This window comes from Serratia sp. LTN-2, assembly GCF_059740205.1.
Window position 1 is genome coordinate 59,314 of the sequence record NZ_JCAXDO010000001.1, and the last position, 15,950, is coordinate 75,263.

A 15,950-nucleotide genomic window follows, 5' to 3' on the forward strand; every position below is an offset into this window, starting at 1 on the left:
ACTGATGAACGATAACGCTCAACCGTTGCAGGTGGCGCTGATTGGCTACGGCTTTGTCGGCAAGGCGTTTCACGCGCCGCTGATCAACGCCGTGCCGGGGCTGGAACTCAGCGTGGTGGCTTCGCGCGACGCCGCCAAAGTTCACGCCGACCTGCCGCATGCGCGTGTGATCGCCGATCCGCTCGAGGCGATCCGCCTGCCGGAGGTCGATCTGGTGGTGATTGCTTCGCCGAACGCCACCCATGCGCCGCTGGCGCTGGCCGCGCTGGAGGCGGGAAAGCATGTGGTGGTGGATAAGCCGTTTACGCTGGACCTGGCGGAGGCGCGCACGCTGATTGCGGCGGCGGAGAAGCACGGCCGCCTGCTGTCGGTATTCCAGAACCGCCGCTGGGACAGCGATTTCCTCGGGGTGAAACAGGTGATCGAGCAGGGGCTGATCGGCAAGGTAACGCATTTTGAGTCGCACATCGATCGCTACCGCCCAGAAGTGCGGGTGCGCTGGCGCGAACAGAACCTGCCCGGCAGCGGGCTGTGGTTCGATTTGGGGCCGCACATGGTCGATCAGGCGCTGCAGCTGTTCGGGTTGCCGCACAGCGTGCAGGCCAACATCGCCACGCTGCGCGCCAACGCGCAGGTCAATGACTGGGCCCATGTGGTGTTGAACTACCCGACGCACCGCGTGATCCTGCACGGCAGCATGCTGGTGGCGGGCGGCGTTTCACGCTTTACCGTGCACGGCGATAAGGGTAGCGTGGTCAAGGCGCGCGCCGACGGGCAGGAGAGCCAGCTGCTGGCCGGTGTGACGCCGGGCTCGGCGGAGTGGGGCAAAGACGACGACGCGATGAGCCTGTTTATCGGCACGGAGCCGGCGCGCACGCTGCCGACGCCGGATGGCGATCAGCGCCAATATTACTTCCAGGTGCGCGATGCGTTGCGCGGCACCGGCGCCAACCCGGTTACCGCGTCGCAGGCGCTGGCGGTGATGGCGGTGCTCGAGGCGGCCACCCTGGCGGCGGAAACCGGCGTCACTCAAACGCTGCCGCTCACTGCGGCGGAGATCGCCGCCTGGTAAAGGCGTTGCGCCAGATAAGGCGTCAGATGCATTGATACAGTGCATATCGTGCGTCTTCCGCCATTCCAGACCCTGACATAGGCTAACCCTCAGTCTATGTCAGGAGTCTTTATCATGTTATCCCATCCTTCGCCGCAGGGCGTCCGCGGCATACTGGCCGCACTTTCTCTGAGCATGCTGCTGTCGTCGCTCGGCATCAGCATCGCCAACGTCGGGCTGCCGGTGCTCGCCGCCGCGTTTCATGCCTCGTTCCAGGCCGTGCAGTGGGTGCTGCTCTGCTATCTGCTGGCCGTCACCACCTGCATCATCGGCATCGGCCGCTTGGGCGACAGCTGCAATCGCCGGCGCCTGCTGCTGGCGGGCATCGCGCTGTTTACCGCCGCTTCGCTGGCTTGCGCGTTGGCTCCGCAGCTTTGGCTGTTGTTGGCGGCGCGCATAGCGCAGGGGCTGGGAGGCGCTGTGATGATGTCAATCGCCATGGCGCTTGCGGGCGAGGCGCTGGGCGCGGAAAAAATCGGCCGCGCGATGGGGCTGCTCGGCACCATGTCGGCGGTGGGCACCGCGTTGGGCCCGTCGTTGGGCGGCGCGCTAATCGCCGGTTTCGGCTGGCGGGCGATGTTCCTGATCAACCTGCCGCTGGGCCTGCTGGCGTTGTGGCTCGTCTGGCGCTGCTTGCCGGATGGGCCACGGACGACTGCGCGCCCGGAACCTTTCGATCGCGCCGGCACGTTGCTGCTGGGCGGCGCATTGCTCTGTTACTCGCTGGCGATGACCCTCGGGCGCGGCAATTTCAGCGCGCTCAATCTGGCGTTGATGTTGGGCGCTTTGCTGGCGGGGGCGCTGTTTATCCGCGTGGAGCGCCGCGCCGCATCGCCGCTGTTGGCGCCGACGATGTTCCGCCATCCGGCCTTGACGGCGGGGCTGGCGGCCAGTGCGTTGGTGATGACGGTGATGACCGCCACGCTGGTGGTCGGACCGTTCTATCTGTCGCGTGCGCTGGGCCTAAGCGCCGCGCAGGTCGGGCTGGTGATGTCGGCGGGGCCGGCGGTGGCCATTCTGACCGGCATTCCGGCCGGCTATCTGGTGGATCGCTTCGGATCGCAACGCATCGCCCAGTTTGGGCTGGCGGCGGTGGCCGCCGGGGCGGCATTGCTCTCGTTGCTGGGCCGTTGGGGCGTGCTTGGCTATGTTGCGCCGATCGCGCTGTTGACCGCCGGCTATGCGCTGTTCCAGGTGGCCAACAACACGGCGCTGATGAAGGATCTGTTTCCTGAACGGCGCGGACTGATCGCCGGCATGGTGAACCTGGCGCGCAACCTCGGCGCGATCACCGGCGCTTCGGCGATGGGGGCGCTGTTTTATCTGGCTTCGCAACGGGTGGCGGGCGCCGCCGCCGCGGCCGCTTACGGTATGCAGGTGACCTATGGTGCGGCGGCGCTGTTGGCGTTGGCGGCGTTGCTCATCGCCCTCGGTGGCCGCCGATTGACGCTGCGTTATGACGCGCGCTGAACGGCATAACGCTCTTGTACGAAACCGTTGTCCGATTGTGTAACGGCGAGCAAGCGCAGACGCTGCTCAGGGGCATCGACGCCGAACAAGGGAATGCCGCCGCCCAGCAGCAGCGGCACGCGCGTGATGGTCAATTCGTCGATCAATCCGGCCTGCAGAAAGCGCTGCACGGTCTGGCCGCCGTCGATATACAGATGACGGCAGCCTTGGCTGGCCAACTGCGCGACGATGGCCGCCGGTTCGCCATTCATCCAGCGAACGTGGCCTGCTTCTTGCGGCGCGGGCGGCTGCGTCGACAGCACCACCACCGGCAGTTCGCCATAGGGCCATTCGGGAAAGGCGCGGACTTTTTCATAGGTATGGCGTCCCATCACCAGCGCGTCGACGTCGGCGATAAACGCCTCATAGCTCAACCCGTTGAGCAACGACACTGCGTATTCGGGACGCAGCAGCCAGTCGATGTCGCCGTCCGCACCGGCAATGAATCCGTCTACGCTGGTGGCGATGTAAACCGAACATTTCATCAGGCGAGATCTCCCCGGTAAACCAAATGAACCTTGTTGCCGTCGGGATCGCGCAGGTAAGCGCCGAAATAGCCTTTGCCGTAGTGCGCGCGCTCGCCGGGTTCGCCTTCACTGCTGCCGCCCGCCAACAGGCCGGCGGCGTAGGCGCGTTTGACCGCCACTTCATCGGCGGCGAGAAAGGCCAGCATGCTGCCGTTGCCGGCGCTGGCGGGCTGCCGGTCGAAGGGCTGGTAGGCATAGAAACGCGGCAGTGTCTGGCCCGGCATCACCCAGCAGCGAGCGGCGGGGCCGCCGTCCGGCGTCACTTCCCGCCGTTGTAATCCCAGCGGCAACAAAATCGCGTCGTAGAACGCGGCGGCGGCGTCCAGATCGCTGACGCCGACGGTAATATGGCTGAACATGGCGCTTCCTTTCCGAAAAGAGAGTGTGAAGGCATAGAACAGTAGCAGCGATATCGCAGGATGGACAGGCCGCAGCGGAGGATTCGGATTAAGGACGCGCGCAGGGGCGAACGCGCTTCACGGTTTGCGGAGCTGGCGCCGATCAATTGCTCTCGACGCGGGGATTGGCGTGCGTCGGCTGGCTGGGATAATCCACCTGATGCTTTTGCAGATAATCGCGGATCAGCTGGCGCACCACTTGGGAAGGGGTAACGTCCTGCTGCAGACAGAGTTCTTCCAGGGCTTTCTTTTTGTCCGGGTCAATCAGCACCGTCAGCCGCGCCGTTTTCTTTTCCATCAGGATCCTCCAGAGAATGATAACTGAATGATAATACCATGTGGGCGAAGCGGCCAGCCAGAGCGCGCCGCCGCCCGCGTTCAGCGGAAATGCAGCCGCTCTATTTTGCGCGACAGGTAGCCGAGCTCGCAGTTGAACAACTCGCCGCTGCCGGCGGCCAGCGTGCGCAGCGTGCTCAGCGGCAGCGTCACACGGGCCGGCGTAGCGTAAATGATCACGTTGCCGCTGGGGGCGACGCAAAACAGCACGGTGTTGAATACCCGATGCAAGCTGTGATACAGCAGGCTGTTTTCGTCGGGCAGGTCGTGGTAATTCAGCACCAGCCAGCCCCCGTCGTTCAGCCGCGCGGCGCAGTTCTCCAGAAATGTCTGACTGCCTTGCTGCGGATCCATGGCGAACGCCGAATAGAGATCGGAAAAGATCAGATCGTAGCGCGCCTCGGCGGGCGGGCGCACGAAGTCCATGGCGTCGGCGGTGCGCAGGCTGATGGTGTCGGTGGCCGGCAGCGTAAAGTAGCGGCGCGCGACGGCGATCACCGCGGCGCGCAGCTCGACCACGTCCAGACGCATCGCCGGATCGAGGGCATGCAGCGCACGCAGCAGGCTGCCGCCTCCCAGGCCCAGAATCAGCGCTGATGCCGGCGGCTGCCAGGCCACCGCCATCAGCATCGCTTTGATGTAGTTGTGGATCGGCTGCGCGGGGTTGCTGAGGCTCATCTTGCTTTGTTCGCAGATGCCGTCAAACCGCAGCGTGCGGTAGTCCTTGTGATCGGAAACGATGATTTCGCCCCAGGCGTCGGCTTCGCGGGCGATCACCTGACCGCGCGGGGAGAAATCGAGGGTTCTGAGTAAGCTGTCAACCAGAGACATGGTATTCGCAGGGCTCCTTTGGCAAGCGGCCTATTTACGGGCGCACATGAAATCGGCGGTGCAAATGCGCCGGCCATCGATGCTGGCGCGGCCGGTGAAGCGGGCGATCGCCCCGCGCCGACGCACGAAAGCGACCTCCATCAACACCTGGTCGCCGGGACGGGCGGCGCGATAAAACCGCGCCCGCTGAATGGCGGCGAAGTAGTAATGTTCCCCTTCATTGAGCGCCCCGAGATAGTAATGCGCCAACAGACCGGTGCTTTGCGCCAGCGCTTCCACCAACAGCACGCCGGGAAAACCGGCGAAATGCGCGTGGCCGCTCCAGAACGTCGGCTCATTGGCGGTGATGTTCTTGATGGCGCTCAGCCGCCCTTCGGCGATGCAGGTACCGGCGGGCAGCACGCGATCGACCAACAGACAGGGATAGCGATGAGGCAAAATCGCCTGAATATCGTTGAATTGCAGGGGTTGACCATTCAATGGCATGGGAGTGCGTGATCCTGTCTGCGGCGAAACCGGTGCGATGCCGGCGTTCAGTTCATTATGAGTGTAATGACATTATAATAAAATTATCATCAGATGTGCCAGGTGAAAAAACAGACGGCGGCGCGCAGGGGGAGTTAGGCGTGGGAGAGGCACCCGATCCTGACGATCGGGTGTCGCGGCGAGCTTAGTGCTTGGAGCGGGTCACCTTGTCCAGGTAGCCCATCACGAAAGCGGAGAGCACGAAGGTGAGGTGGATGATCACATACCACAACAGCTTGTTGTCCGGTACGTTCTTGGCATCCATAAACACCCGCAGCAAATGGATGGAGGAGATGGCGACGATAGACGCGGCGACTTTGTTTTTCAGCGACGTGGCGTCCATTTTGCCCAGCCAGCTCAGTTTCTCTTTCCCTTCGCTGATATCCAGCTGCGAGACGAAGTTTTCATAGCCGGAGAACATCACCATCACCAACAGGCCACCGACCAACGCCATGTCGATCAGCGACAGCAAGGTCAGCACCAGATCGGCTTCGGTAACGGCAAAAATATTTGGCAGGACGTGGAGAATTTCCTGAAAAAACTTGATCGACAGAGCGACCAGGGTAAGCGACAGGCCAAAATACACCGGCGCCAGCAGCCAGCGAGAGGCGTACATCGCATTTTCTAACAAGCGTTCCATAACATTATCTGAGTGTGGTCAAAAGGGCGCTCAGTATAGCGCAGGAGACCCGGGCGAAATCAACCGCTTGCCAATGGCTTGGGGATATTTGCGGTTGGGCATTCGCCGTAGCCTTAGGCATGACAATGGCATCATATGGGCATAAACTGCCGCTCTGTCTTGTCTTGCCACCGTGCGTCGATGGCTGCTCAAACTAAGGATGGTTATATGACTGACAACGCGTTTATCGCGAGAACACGAGCCGTCAACGGCTGTTTTTCCATGTTCTTGCTGATGTTCCTGATTACATTTATTCCGTTGTTTATTGAGAACCGCGCCGTATTGATGCAGCAAGGACTATTGCTGCCGTTGCTGTATGGGATGGAATTCGTCGCTATATTTTCGCTGTACCTTCTCTTTTTCCGCCGCAGGGAAGGATTAGGCAAAGGCGAGGTTAAACGCAGCGACTTTGCGCTGCTGCTGTTCGCTCTGTTGGTGATTCAATTCATTTTACCGCGCTTGCTGGGCGTGGAAAAAACGGAAGCTTGGGTGACGGAGCAGGTGGCGCTGCCCGGTGAGATTTTAGCGCTCAATGCCGGCTTGTTGATCTTCGTCGTCCCCATCTATGAAGAGATCGTATTTCGTGGCTGTTTGTTTAACGCGCTGATGTATTGGTTTAACGATAGGGTGCTTTGGACCGCGTTAACGGTGTCTGTCATCTTTGCCGTTTTACATACCCAGTACACCGATTGGCGCACGTTGGTTGCCCTGTTTTTAATCTCGCTGGTGTTGACGGCCGCCAGAGTGAGATCCAAGGGACTCGCTTTATCCATTGGGCTGCATATGACCATGAATGGCGTCGTGATGGCGGCCAGCTACGCGCTAAGTTGAATTCGCCATTACGCCGGCTGGGCTCCGGGTCTCAGTGCCGGGCTTTTTTACCGTCGCTGTGGCCGAGAGAACGCTCGGGGAAACTGTGATCGCGCAGCCGCTGTTTCAGCTGTGCCGCATCGGGGAAACCGCCGTCAATCTTGCGATCCCAAATCATCACGCCATCGACGCTGATTTGATAGACCCCGCCGGTGCCCGGCATCAGGGTGACGGAGGCGAGATCGTCGCCGAAGGTATCGAGCAGCTCTTGCGCCATCCAGCCGGCGCGCAGCAGCCAATTGCATTGTGAACAGTAGTGAATCGTAACGGCGGGGGCGTTTTTCATCATTGATCGACCGGTTAGTGGAAGCGGCTTGCAATCAGCCCGATGGCTCGCAAGCGATGGTGGCTTTGTCGCGCCAAATAGTCAAGCGCCTGCTGAGGCCGCCAAGCGCGGATAACGGCGGCGGCCTCAGACCCTCGGGCGCTATGGTTTGCTTTTGGCGAGCCATTCGACCCCACGCAGCATGCCCGCCCAATAAAATCGGGGTAAAAACCAGGCTTTCAGCCACCATGCCATGCGGCTGGGTTGGGTGTTGTCGAGCAGGGGAAAGGTGGGGAGCAATTTACTGTCGTAACCAAACTCAGCCAGCACAACCTTGCCTTTTTCTACCGTCAATGGGCACGAGCCATAGCCATCGTAATGCGCCGTGGGCGGAGCGCCGTTAATAAGCGCCGCGATGTTCTCGGCTACCACCACCACCTGTTTGCGAGCCGCAGCCAGGGTTTTGGCGTTGGGCGTGGCGCAACAGTCGCCAACGGCAAAAATCGTCTGCCAGCGCTTATGCTGCAGAGTGAACTTATCCACGTCGCACCAGCCGGATCCGTCAGACAGGCCGCTTTGGGCAATAAACGCCGGTGCGGACTGAGGCGGCACAACGTGGAGCATGTCGAAGGGCAGTGTGACCTCACGTTTATCTTCTTCATCACTATCACTGTCCAGAGCAAAGATCGCCTGCCGACGTTTCCCATCGACGCACACTAAATTATGCCGAAAATTGACCTGTGCGCGGTATCTTTTCAAATAATCGGTCAGCGGAGGAACAAATTGCGGCACACCGAAAACCGCCGTGCCCGCAAGGCAGAAATTGACGTTAATATTATTCAGAACGCCTTGTCGCCGCCAATGATCGCATGAAAGATATAAGGCTTTTTGCGGCGCACCGGCGCATTTTATGGGAAGCGTGGGTTGGGAAAATATCGCCTTGCCGCCTTGCATCTCCCGGACAAGTTTCCAGGTGTATTCTGCAAGATCAAAACGATAATTAGAGGTGACGCCGTTAAACCCTAACGTCTCTTCAAGGCCTTCTATTTTATCCCAACGTAAAACAAGGCCGCAGGCAACAATAAGGAAATCATAGCTTACGCGTTTCCCCTGACGGGTCTCGATATATTTTTCATCGGGGTCAACCCTGACAACGCTGTCCTGGAGCCATGAGACGCCAGAAGGAATAACATCGCGCATGGCGCGCCGCGTTTTACTTATATCAAAGAGCCCGCCGCCCACCAGGGTCCATGCCGGCTGGTAATAATGACAGTCATTGGGTTCAACGACAGTTATATCCGCATCTTTAACTCGCTTCCTTATGCTTGCGATGACGCCGATGCCAGATGAACCACCGCCAATAACAACAACTTTCTTCAGGGTGTTTATTTTTTCTGGTTTCATGCAGGTCTCCTTTCATAAGAAAGTAGGGGGTTGCGGCTCAGATTTAAAGATAATTTATAGAACTTATGGTTATATTAAAAATGACATATTCGATTTTGCTATATGTAATAGCTAAATGTAATAAGTTATTTGACAATCAACGAAAACTGATCGTTAATAAATGCCATAAATATCGAAAGGGAATTAATGCATTGGATTTTTTCCATTTTACTTTTTATACCCTGACGCTGTTGGTGATAACCGGGGGAATAGTCGGATTTCTCCTGGCTCTGACCGGGGGAGGCGGATCCATCGTCTGCGTGCCCTTGCTGCTGTATATGGTGAAAATCCCGGATACCCACTTGGTTATAGGCACCAGTGCCATGTCCGTTGCCATTAGCGCGCTGATCAATCTTTTTGTTCATGCCGCCAAAGGAAACGTCCGGTGGCAGACCGGCGTTACCGTTTCGCTGGTGGCGGTGGTGGGAACGCTGGTGGGCTCTCAGGTGGGAAAAATGACGGACGGGCACCATTTAACCCTGCCTTTCTCTTTGCTGATGCTGGTTGTCGCCGGATTGACGCTGAAAAGAAATCATCGGGCAGGCAACGGATTACCGTCCTCCCATCCGACATTTCATCCCGCCATCGTGTGGCCCAGCGTGCTGGCGCTGGGCGCGGTGGCCGGTTTTTTGGGCATCGGCGGCGGATTTTTGGTGGTGCCGGCGCTGCTCTGGTTCTTCCGCTTTTCGCTGGTTGAAGCGGTGGCGACCTCACTGGTCGTGGTTTCCGCCATGGGATTATCGACAAGCGCAAGCTATGCCATGTCCGGCAAGGTGTCGCTGGCCATTACCTGCTGGCTCATTGTCGGCGGCGTTCTGGGGGGCGTCGTGGGAGTGACGCTCACCGAGCGCCTGAAAAAACGCGAGGACATTATCCGTGTGCTCTATGCCGGCATGTTGCTGGTGCTGGCCCTTTATATGCTTTTTAAAAGCCTATAAAACAAAAGGAAAAAATATGCACATCCGTACTTACCATCATCAGCTCTCCTTTTCGGGGGCGCCCGCAGCGAATGATTTCGCTATCCTGCATCAACAAGGCTATCGGTTTATCGTCAACAATCGACCAGATGAAGAGCCGGGAGAGTACCTTAACCATCAACAAGAGAAAGCGTTGGCTGAGCAATGGGGAATGGGCTACGTCTATCTGCCTTACACGTTCGACACGCTGACCTGGGAGACCGTTTATACCTTCCATTACCTGTTGCGGCGGGGTGAGAAGACCTTGGCGCATTGCAGGAGCGGAGCGCGTTCTGCCTGCCTTTCCCTGCTGTATGCGCTGCGCGAAGGCCAGATAGACGAAGCGCAATTTCGCAGCCAGTGCGCAGAGTATGGCGCCGATGCCGATAAGGCGCTGGGCTGGTATGGTCGGCATCAGGCCGTTCAGCCTCACGCGGAAGTGCACGCGTTTTATGAGCCGGAAAGCGGCAGCCTGCAGTATGTCGTCGCCGATCCCGCAGCGCGCCGCTGTGCGATCATCGATCCGGTGCTGGATTTTGACCGCCGCTCGGGAACGGTATCGCACCAGCAGGCCCGCAAGATCCTGGATTTTACTCAGCAACGGGGGTGGGGCGTCGCCTGGGTATTGGATACCCATCCGCATGCCGACCACTTCTCCGCCGCCACCTGGCTGGCGCAGAAAACCGGCGCCTTCACCGGCATCGGCGAAAAAATTGCCGCGGTTCAGGGGCTGTGGGAAGAGATCTACAATTTAAAAGACCTGCCTGCGGCCAATACCGTCTGGGATGCGCTGTTCGCGGATGGAGACGTCTTTTTTATCGGTAACCTGCGCGCTGAAGTCTTGCTGTCTCCCGGGCACACTCTGGCGTCGGTCACTTATTACATTGCGGATGCGGCCTTTATCCACGATACGTTCTTCATGCCGGACAGCGGCACCGCAAGGGCCGATTTCCCCGGCGGCAATGCGGAAGTCTTATGGGATTCATTGCAGCGGATTCTGAGCCTGCCTGCGGATACCCGGCTGTTTACCGGCCATGATTACCGCCCGGCGGGGCGTGAGGCCCGCTGGGAAAGCACGGTGAGAGAGCAGCGCGAGAACAATCCCTGGGTGGTCAATATGGATAAGTCCCGATTTATTGCGCAAAGAAAGCAGCGGGACGCCACGCTGCCGCATCCGGAACTCATGCTGATGGCGCTGCAGGTCAACATCCGCGGCGGCGTGCTGCCCGACTGCGAAGACGATGGGCAGCACTACCTCAAAATTCCTGTTAATCGATTCAAGGGATGAGTCAAACAACAACATTTCAGGTGGAATAGACAGAAATCATCGGCGCCGGCAGTAGGGCCGTGGTGTCAGTGGTTTGATGCTTGTTTTGCGGCAATCCGGTTGATGCCATACAGCAAAATAACGCTGACGCTGCTCACGAGCAGCGAACGCAACAAGCCACTAACCCCCTGGGTTAGGCCCCAGCTATCCAGCGCCATAAAGAGCGCAACGGTAAGCAGCACGGCCAGTGGCACGCTCCACCAGCGGAACTGTATTTTGGAGAACATGTGCAGTTGCCTCTTCATTTTGCGTTGGTGGCCCGATCGCGCCTCGTTGATGACATGTAGGCAATATCTTGACCCTTTCTTATCATCCGCCGCCGCTGGGGCGGCTGTCAATTCGAATGAGATCGCGCCGTCTGTTAATTTTTTTTTATGAAATAATCATCCTGATTCATATTTAATTATTTGTTTTTACACAAAACACGCGGTGCTTGCCCTCACCGAATACAGTCACTACATTAACAACTGTACTTCCCACTCTGCTAAGGAAAACACCATGAAAGCTGCCGTAGTGACGAAAAACCATACCGTAGATATTCAGGATAAAGTGCTGCGCCCGCTCAAGCACGGCGAAGCGGCGTTGAAAATGGAGTGTTGCGGGGTGTGCCACACCGATTTGCACGTGAAAAACGGCGATTTCGGCGAGGTGCCGGGCATTACGTTGGGGCATGAAGGCATCGGCGTGGTCTCCGCCGTCGGTGAGGGCGTCACCTCGTTAAAAGTGGGTGACCGCGCCAGCGTCGCCTGGTTTTACCAGGGTTGCGGCCATTGCGAGTATTGCGTCAGCGGCAACGAGACCCTGTGCCGCTCGGTGAAAAACGCCGGCTACAGCGTTGACGGCGGCATGGCGGAAGAGTGCATCGTGGTGGCGGACTACGCGGTGAAAGTGCCGGACGGGCTCGATTCTTTCGCCGCCAGCAGCATCACCTGCGCCGGTGTCACCACCTACAAAGCGGTGAAAATTTCCGATATCAAACCGGGGCAGTGGATCGCCATCTATGGCCTGGGCGGGCTGGGCAACCTGGCGCTGCAGTACGCCAAGAACGTGTTTAACGCCAAAGTGATCGCCATCGACGTCAACGACGGCCAGCTGGAGTTCGCCAAACAGATCGGCGCCGATCTGACCATCAACTCCAAAACGCAAAATGCGGAAGAGATCATTCAGCAGCAAACCGGCGGCGCTCATGCGGCGGTAGTGACGGCGGTGGCGAAAGCCGCCTTCAACTCGGCGGTCAATGCGGTGCGCGCCGGCGGTAAAGTGGTGGCGGTGGGGCTGCCGCCGGAGAGCATGGATCTGAGCATTCCGCGCCTGGTGCTGGACGGCATTCAGGTGGTCGGCTCGCTGGTGGGCACGCGCGAAGACCTGAAAGAGGCGTTCCAGTTCGCTGCCGAAGGCAAGGTGACGCCGAAAGTGACCAAGCGGCCGCTGGGCGATATCAACGCCATCTTCGATGAGATGAAAGCCGGCACCATTCGCGGGCGCATGGTGATCGATCTCGGCATGGCGAAATAACCCGCGTCATCCACTGCGTGAAAAAAAGGCCACCTGCGGGTGGCCTTGTTGTTGTTACCGCGAGTCAGAACAAACCCAGCGGTTTGGCGTCGTAGCTGACCAGCAGGTTTTTCACCTGTTGATAGTGCGACAGCGCCGCCTTGTGGGTTTCGCGTCCGATGCCGGAGTTCTTGTAGCCGCCGAACGCGGCGTGCGCTGGATACAGGTGGTAGCAGTTGGTCCATACGCGGCCGGCCTTGATCGCGCGTCCCATGCGGTAGGCGCGGTTGATGTCGCGGGTCCACAACCCGGCGCCCAGTCCAAACTCGGTATCGTTGGCCAGCGCCAGGGCTTCGGCCTCATCCTTGAAGGTGGTGACGCCAATCACCGGCCCGAAGATTTCCTCGCGGAAGAAACGCATGCTGTTGTTGCCGGTAATCAGCGTTGGCTGCAGATAGAAACCGTTTTGCACTTCGTCGCCACGCTGGGCGGGTTCGCCGCCCACCACGATTTTGCCTCCCTCGTTTTTAGCGATGTCGATATAGGACAGGATCTTGTCGTACTGCTGCTTGGACGCCTGGGCGCCGATCATGGTCTCGGTGTCGAAGGGATCGCCCTGGCGGATGGCTGCGATGCGCGCCAGCACTTTCTCCATAAACTGCGGGTAGATGGATTCCTGAATCAACGCCCGTGAAGGGCAGGTGCAAACCTCACCCTGGTTGAAGAAGCCCAGCACCAGCCCCTCAACCGCCTTGTCGATAAACTCCGGTTCCGCCTGCATGATGTCTTCAAAATAGATATTCGGCGATTTGCCGCCCAGCTCGACGGTACTGGGGATAATGTTCTCCGCCGCACAGGCGAGGATGTGACGGCCGACCGGCGTGGAACCGGTGAAGGCGATTTTTTCGATGCGTTTGCTGCGCGCCAGCGCTTCGCCGGCCTCGGCGCCGAAGCCTTGCACCACGTTGAGTACGCCCGGCGGCAGCAGATCGCCGATCTCTTCCATCAACACGCTGATGCCGAGCGGCGTCTGTTCCGCCGGTTTCAGCACCACGCAGTTACCGCCCGCCAGCGCCGGCGCCAGTTTCCAGGCGGCCATCAACAGCGGGAAGTTCCACGGAATGATCTGGCCGACCACGCCCAGCGGTTCATAGATATGGTAGGCCACGGTGTTTTGGTCGATTTCCGCTGCGGTGCCTTCCTGCGCGCGCAGGCAGCCGGCGAAGTAGCGGAAATGATCGACCGCCAGCGGCAGATCGGCGTTCAGGGTTTCGCGGATCGGTTTGCCGTTGTCCCAGGTTTCGGTCAGCGCCAGCATCTCCAACCGCGACTCGATGCGATCGGCGATCGCCAGCAGCACGTTGGAACGTTCCTGCACGCTGGTTTTGCCCCAGGCGTCCGCCGCCGCATGCGCCGCGTCGAGCGCCAGCTCAATGTCTTTGGCGTCGGAACGCGGGAATTCGGCGATCGGCTGGCCGGTCACCGGCGAGGTGTTGGTGAAGTAGTTGCCGGATACCGGTTCGACAAATTTGCCGCCAATGTAGTTGCCATAGCGTTTGCGGAACGAAACCAGCGAGCCAGGCAAACCGGGGTGGACATATTTCATGTGAAGCACCTCTCTGCAGATGATAACCGGCGCTATTGCGCTGCGCCTGTGAGTGCGGCATGTCGCCGCCGCACAGAGAAGCACGCCCCGTGCCAGATTGATGAAGGGCAAGGGTGCTTATTAAAAGTGATTGTTTATTATGGAATTAGAAATTCATGCCGCTTGGCGAATCGCGCGGCGTCGCCGTCGCCGATGATTTTTTGTGTCCCGTGTCGCAACGCCTGATACACATTTATGATACAAGTTTGCAACACTCGCGAACGGGGGAGAAACGCATGTTGCCTGACGACCGCTTGCCCGCAGAGGGCGCCAGCTTGCTGACCCAGCCGTTGGCGGAATCCTGGCAACGCAGCCAGGGTTATGGCTTGACGCGCACCGATCAACATATCCCGTTTATCAAAGCCGGATTGCTTGAAGAGCTGCGCAGCCGCAACGATTGGGTGCCGCAGCGGGTGCAGCCGCTGATAGAGCAGCTGGGCGCGAAAATTACGCGCCAACCCGCCATCGTAGTGATCGCCGACGCCGACGGGCTGGTGCTGGAAACCTGCGGTAATACCGACTTTCTGCACAAAGCGTCGCGCTTTGCGCTGGCGCCGGGCAACCAGTGGGGAGAAGCGGAGCGGGGCACCAACGCCATCGGTACCGCGCTGGCGCTGGGCGCTTTCTGCGAAGTGCGCGGCGACCAGCATTTTCTCAACCAAAATGCCGGGTTGAACTGCACCGCCGCGCCGATCTATCGGCCGGATGGCCGCATTGCCGGCATACTGGATCTCTCCGCGCCCGCCCAGCGTCCGTATCCTGACGCGCAGCGCCTGATCATGCAGGCGGTGCGGCATATCGAACACCGTTGGGTCAGAAGCGCGATCGCCGATCGCCACTGGACGCTGCGCCTGCACGCCGATGCCGGTCGCCTGGGCAGCGCGCAGGAGCTGTTGCTGGTATTCCACGACGAAGTGCTGGTCGCCGCCAATCGGTTGGCGATGATGGAGTTTCAACTCTCGCCGGCGGCCTTTGGCTCGCTTGAGTTCGCCCAGCTGTTCCCCGAACTATTACGGCAGCCCGCCGGCGCGCCGCGTCAGACGCTGGCCGGCAATCAACGGCATTATTATTCGCTGCTCGAGGCGCCGCAGCGCCGCGTCAGCGCCCTGCGTTCGGTGCCGCCGGAGGAAAGAGCCGACGAACAACATCAGAAGGCGTTGCGCATTCTCAACGCCGGCCTCGCCTTGTGCGTGACCGGTGAAACCGGCTGCGGCAAAGAGCACTTCAGCCGCCGCCTGTTCCAGGAGAGCCGCTGGCGCAACGGCAACTTTGTGGCGATCAATTGCGCGGCGCTGCCTGAACCGCTGATCGAGTCCGAGCTGTTTGGTTATGCGCCGGGGGCGTTTACCGGCGCCAACCCTAAAGGTTATATCGGCAAGATCCGCGAGGCGGACGGCGGCGTGCTGTTCCTGGATGAGATCGGCGACATGCCGGCGGGCCTGCAAACGCGCCTGCTGCGGGTACTGCAGGAAAAAACCGTCACGCCGCTCGGCAGCCGCAGCGCTTATCCGGTCGATTTCGCGCTGGTCTGCGCCACCCACCACGATCTGCACCGGCTGGTGCAGGCAGGGGCGTTTCGCGAGGATTTGCTGTATCGCATCCAGGAATACAGCCTGCGCATCCCGCCGCTCAGAGAGCGAGCGCAATTGGAGACCTTCATTCTGCAGCTGTGGCGAGAGCTGGGCGGCGATCGGCGCGGCATTCGGCTGTTGCCGGAGGCGCTGGCGATGCTGGCGCGCTATCCGTGGCCGGGCAACGTGCGGCAATTGCTGAGTACGCTCAAAGTGCTGCTGGCGCTGGCGGACGATCACGCAGTGCTGAGCCTGGACGATCTGCCGCAGTCCATCGCGGTGTTGGCGCCACAGCGGGTGGACGCCGACGCCGGCCTTGGGGATCTGCAGGCGGCGATCGACAAGGCGAATGGCAACCTCAGCCGGGCGGCGAAAGCGCTCGGCGTTTCGCGCAGCACGTTGTATCGCAAGCTGGGGAGGCAGAAAGCGCTGGGGAATGAAACGGCATGATTGGCCGTCGGTA

17 protein-coding genes are annotated in these 15,950 nt (G+C 59.7%); 7 read left to right on the forward strand and 10 right to left on the reverse strand.

Annotation, left to right across the window (positions count from 1 at the left end; translation table 11 throughout):
• The first annotated feature begins 4 nt into the window (after positions 1–4).
• Together AC6BYQ_RS00320 and AC6BYQ_RS00325 are read left to right on the forward strand one after the other, a co-directional pair.
• Complete coding sequence (locus AC6BYQ_RS00320) at positions 5–1,072, forward strand: oxidoreductase (protein ID WP_498056063.1); 1,068 nt, start codon at positions 5–7, stop codon at positions 1,070–1,072.
• A 114-nt stretch (positions 1,073–1,186) separates the two neighbouring features.
• Positions 1,187–2,581, forward strand: coding sequence for an MFS transporter (locus tag AC6BYQ_RS00325; RefSeq protein ID WP_498056064.1), 1,395 nt, complete (start codon positions 1,187–1,189; stop codon positions 2,579–2,581).
• Here AC6BYQ_RS00325 and AC6BYQ_RS00330 read toward each other — a convergent pair.
• From AC6BYQ_RS00330 to AC6BYQ_RS00355, 6 genes are all read right to left on the reverse strand, one after another.
• The gene (locus AC6BYQ_RS00330) at positions 2,566–3,105 is read right to left on the reverse strand and encodes a dihydrofolate reductase family protein (RefSeq protein WP_498056065.1); all 540 of its coding nucleotides are present in this window, start codon (positions 3,103–3,105) and stop codon (positions 2,566–2,568) included. The genes AC6BYQ_RS00325 and AC6BYQ_RS00330 overlap by 16 nt on opposite strands.
• Positions 3,105–3,506 carry a VOC family protein gene (locus tag AC6BYQ_RS00335; RefSeq protein WP_025159742.1) on the reverse strand — a complete coding sequence of 134 codons (402 nt, stop codon included), beginning with the start codon at positions 3,504–3,506 and terminating at the stop codon, positions 3,105–3,107. Before AC6BYQ_RS00335 ends, AC6BYQ_RS00330 begins: the two co-directional genes overlap by 1 nt.
• Positions 3,507–3,648: 142 nt before the next feature.
• Positions 3,649–3,843, reverse strand: a complete 195-nt coding sequence (locus AC6BYQ_RS00340; protein ID WP_019455315.1) for a ribbon-helix-helix protein — start codon at positions 3,841–3,843, stop codon at positions 3,649–3,651.
• A gap of 80 nt (positions 3,844–3,923) precedes the next feature.
• Positions 3,924–4,712 (reverse strand): spermidine synthase, encoded by a 789-nt coding sequence (locus AC6BYQ_RS00345; RefSeq protein WP_019455316.1) that lies wholly within the window; start codon positions 4,710–4,712, stop codon positions 3,924–3,926.
• 30 nt (positions 4,713–4,742) lie between these two features.
• Positions 4,743–5,198 carry a 3-hydroxyacyl-ACP dehydratase FabZ gene (fabZ, locus tag AC6BYQ_RS00350; protein ID WP_019455317.1) on the reverse strand — a complete coding sequence of 152 codons (456 nt, stop codon included), beginning with the start codon at positions 5,196–5,198 and terminating at the stop codon, positions 4,743–4,745.
• Positions 5,199–5,382: 184 nt separating this feature from the next.
• Positions 5,383–5,877, reverse strand: a complete 495-nt coding sequence (locus tag AC6BYQ_RS00355) for a TIGR00645 family protein (RefSeq protein ID WP_019455318.1) — start codon at positions 5,875–5,877, stop codon at positions 5,383–5,385.
• 207 nt (positions 5,878–6,084) lie between these two features.
• On the opposite strand from AC6BYQ_RS00355, the gene AC6BYQ_RS00360 reads away from it, so the two are divergent.
• Positions 6,085–6,747 (forward strand): CPBP family intramembrane glutamic endopeptidase, encoded by a 663-nt coding sequence (locus tag AC6BYQ_RS00360; RefSeq protein WP_019455319.1) that lies wholly within the window; start codon positions 6,085–6,087, stop codon positions 6,745–6,747.
• Between the two features lie 31 nt (positions 6,748–6,778).
• On the opposite strand, the gene AC6BYQ_RS00365 is transcribed toward AC6BYQ_RS00360, so the two are convergent.
• Positions 6,779–7,072, reverse strand: coding sequence for an Rdx family protein (locus AC6BYQ_RS00365; RefSeq protein WP_498056315.1), 294 nt, complete (start codon positions 7,070–7,072; stop codon positions 6,779–6,781).
• A 141-nt stretch (positions 7,073–7,213) separates the two neighbouring features.
• Positions 7,214–8,455, reverse strand: coding sequence for an NAD(P)/FAD-dependent oxidoreductase (locus AC6BYQ_RS00370; protein ID WP_498056066.1), 1,242 nt, complete (start codon positions 8,453–8,455; stop codon positions 7,214–7,216).
• Positions 8,456–8,535: 80 nt separating this feature from the next.
• On the opposite strand from AC6BYQ_RS00370, the gene AC6BYQ_RS00375 reads away from it, so the two are divergent.
• Complete coding sequence (locus AC6BYQ_RS00375; protein WP_230328901.1) at positions 8,536–9,432, forward strand: sulfite exporter TauE/SafE family protein; 897 nt, start codon at positions 8,536–8,538, stop codon at positions 9,430–9,432.
• On the forward strand, positions 9,380–10,738 hold the full coding sequence (gene blh, locus AC6BYQ_RS00380) for a bifunctional sulfur transferase/dioxygenase Blh (RefSeq protein ID WP_498056316.1): 1,359 nt from the start codon (positions 9,380–9,382) through the stop codon (positions 10,736–10,738). Before AC6BYQ_RS00375 ends, blh begins: the two co-directional genes overlap by 53 nt.
• A 65-nt stretch (positions 10,739–10,803) precedes the next feature.
• On the opposite strand, the gene AC6BYQ_RS00385 is transcribed toward blh, so the two are convergent.
• Positions 10,804–11,004 (reverse strand): hypothetical protein, encoded by a 201-nt coding sequence (locus tag AC6BYQ_RS00385; RefSeq protein WP_432525198.1) that lies wholly within the window; start codon positions 11,002–11,004, stop codon positions 10,804–10,806.
• A 271-nt stretch (positions 11,005–11,275) separates the two neighbouring features.
• On the opposite strand from AC6BYQ_RS00385, the gene adhP reads away from it, so the two are divergent.
• Positions 11,276–12,292 carry an alcohol dehydrogenase AdhP gene (gene adhP, locus AC6BYQ_RS00390; RefSeq protein WP_004928541.1) on the forward strand — a complete coding sequence of 339 codons (1,017 nt, stop codon included), beginning with the start codon at positions 11,276–11,278 and terminating at the stop codon, positions 12,290–12,292.
• Between the two features lie 64 nt (positions 12,293–12,356).
• Here the strand turns inward: adhP and exaC are convergent, their stop codons facing one another.
• Positions 12,357–13,877: an acetaldehyde dehydrogenase ExaC gene (gene exaC / locus AC6BYQ_RS00395; RefSeq protein WP_025159746.1), complete on the reverse strand. Its 1,521-nt coding sequence runs from the start codon at positions 13,875–13,877 to the stop codon at positions 12,357–12,359.
• Between the two features lie 275 nt (positions 13,878–14,152).
• On the opposite strand from exaC, the gene AC6BYQ_RS00400 reads away from it, so the two are divergent.
• On the forward strand, positions 14,153–15,937 hold the full coding sequence (locus AC6BYQ_RS00400) for a sigma-54-dependent Fis family transcriptional regulator (protein ID WP_498056067.1): 1,785 nt from the start codon (positions 14,153–14,155) through the stop codon (positions 15,935–15,937).
• The last annotated feature ends 13 nt before the right edge of the window (positions 15,938–15,950 follow it).

Coding starts and splice junctions, on each gene's coding strand:
- fabZ (WP_019455317.1), bottom strand. CDS start 5,198: ATGCCATTGAATGGTCAACCCCTGCAATTCAACGATATTCAGGCGATT.
- AC6BYQ_RS00385 (WP_432525198.1), bottom strand. CDS start 11,004: ATGTTCTCCAAAATACAGTTCCGCTGGTGGAGCGTGCCACTGGCCGTG.
- AC6BYQ_RS00355 (WP_019455318.1), bottom strand. CDS start 5,877: ATGGAACGCTTGTTAGAAAATGCGATGTACGCCTCTCGCTGGCTGCTG.
- exaC (WP_025159746.1), bottom strand. CDS start 13,877: ATGAAATATGTCCACCCCGGTTTGCCTGGCTCGCTGGTTTCGTTCCGC.
- AC6BYQ_RS00325 (WP_498056064.1), top strand. CDS start 1,187: ATGTTATCCCATCCTTCGCCGCAGGGCGTCCGCGGCATACTGGCCGCA.
- AC6BYQ_RS00345 (WP_019455316.1), bottom strand. CDS start 4,712: ATGTCTCTGGTTGACAGCTTACTCAGAACCCTCGATTTCTCCCCGCGC.
- adhP (WP_004928541.1), top strand. CDS start 11,276: ATGAAAGCTGCCGTAGTGACGAAAAACCATACCGTAGATATTCAGGAT.
- AC6BYQ_RS00330 (WP_498056065.1), bottom strand. CDS start 3,105: ATGAAATGTTCGGTTTACATCGCCACCAGCGTAGACGGATTCATTGCC.
- AC6BYQ_RS00365 (WP_498056315.1), bottom strand. CDS start 7,072: ATGAAAAACGCCCCCGCCGTTACGATTCACTACTGTTCACAATGCAAT.
- AC6BYQ_RS00340 (WP_019455315.1), bottom strand. CDS start 3,843: ATGGAAAAGAAAACGGCGCGGCTGACGGTGCTGATTGACCCGGACAAA.
- AC6BYQ_RS00375 (WP_230328901.1), top strand. CDS start 8,536: ATGACATATTCGATTTTGCTATATGTAATAGCTAAATGTAATAAGTTA.
- AC6BYQ_RS00335 (WP_025159742.1), bottom strand. CDS start 3,506: ATGTTCAGCCATATTACCGTCGGCGTCAGCGATCTGGACGCCGCCGCC.
- blh (WP_498056316.1), top strand. CDS start 9,380: ATGCCGGCATGTTGCTGGTGCTGGCCCTTTATATGCTTTTTAAAAGCC.
- AC6BYQ_RS00370 (WP_498056066.1), bottom strand. CDS start 8,455: ATGAAACCAGAAAAAATAAACACCCTGAAGAAAGTTGTTGTTATTGGC.
- AC6BYQ_RS00360 (WP_019455319.1), top strand. CDS start 6,085: ATGACTGACAACGCGTTTATCGCGAGAACACGAGCCGTCAACGGCTGT.
- AC6BYQ_RS00320 (WP_498056063.1), top strand. CDS start 5: ATGAACGATAACGCTCAACCGTTGCAGGTGGCGCTGATTGGCTACGGC.
- AC6BYQ_RS00400 (WP_498056067.1), top strand. CDS start 14,153: ATGTTGCCTGACGACCGCTTGCCCGCAGAGGGCGCCAGCTTGCTGACC.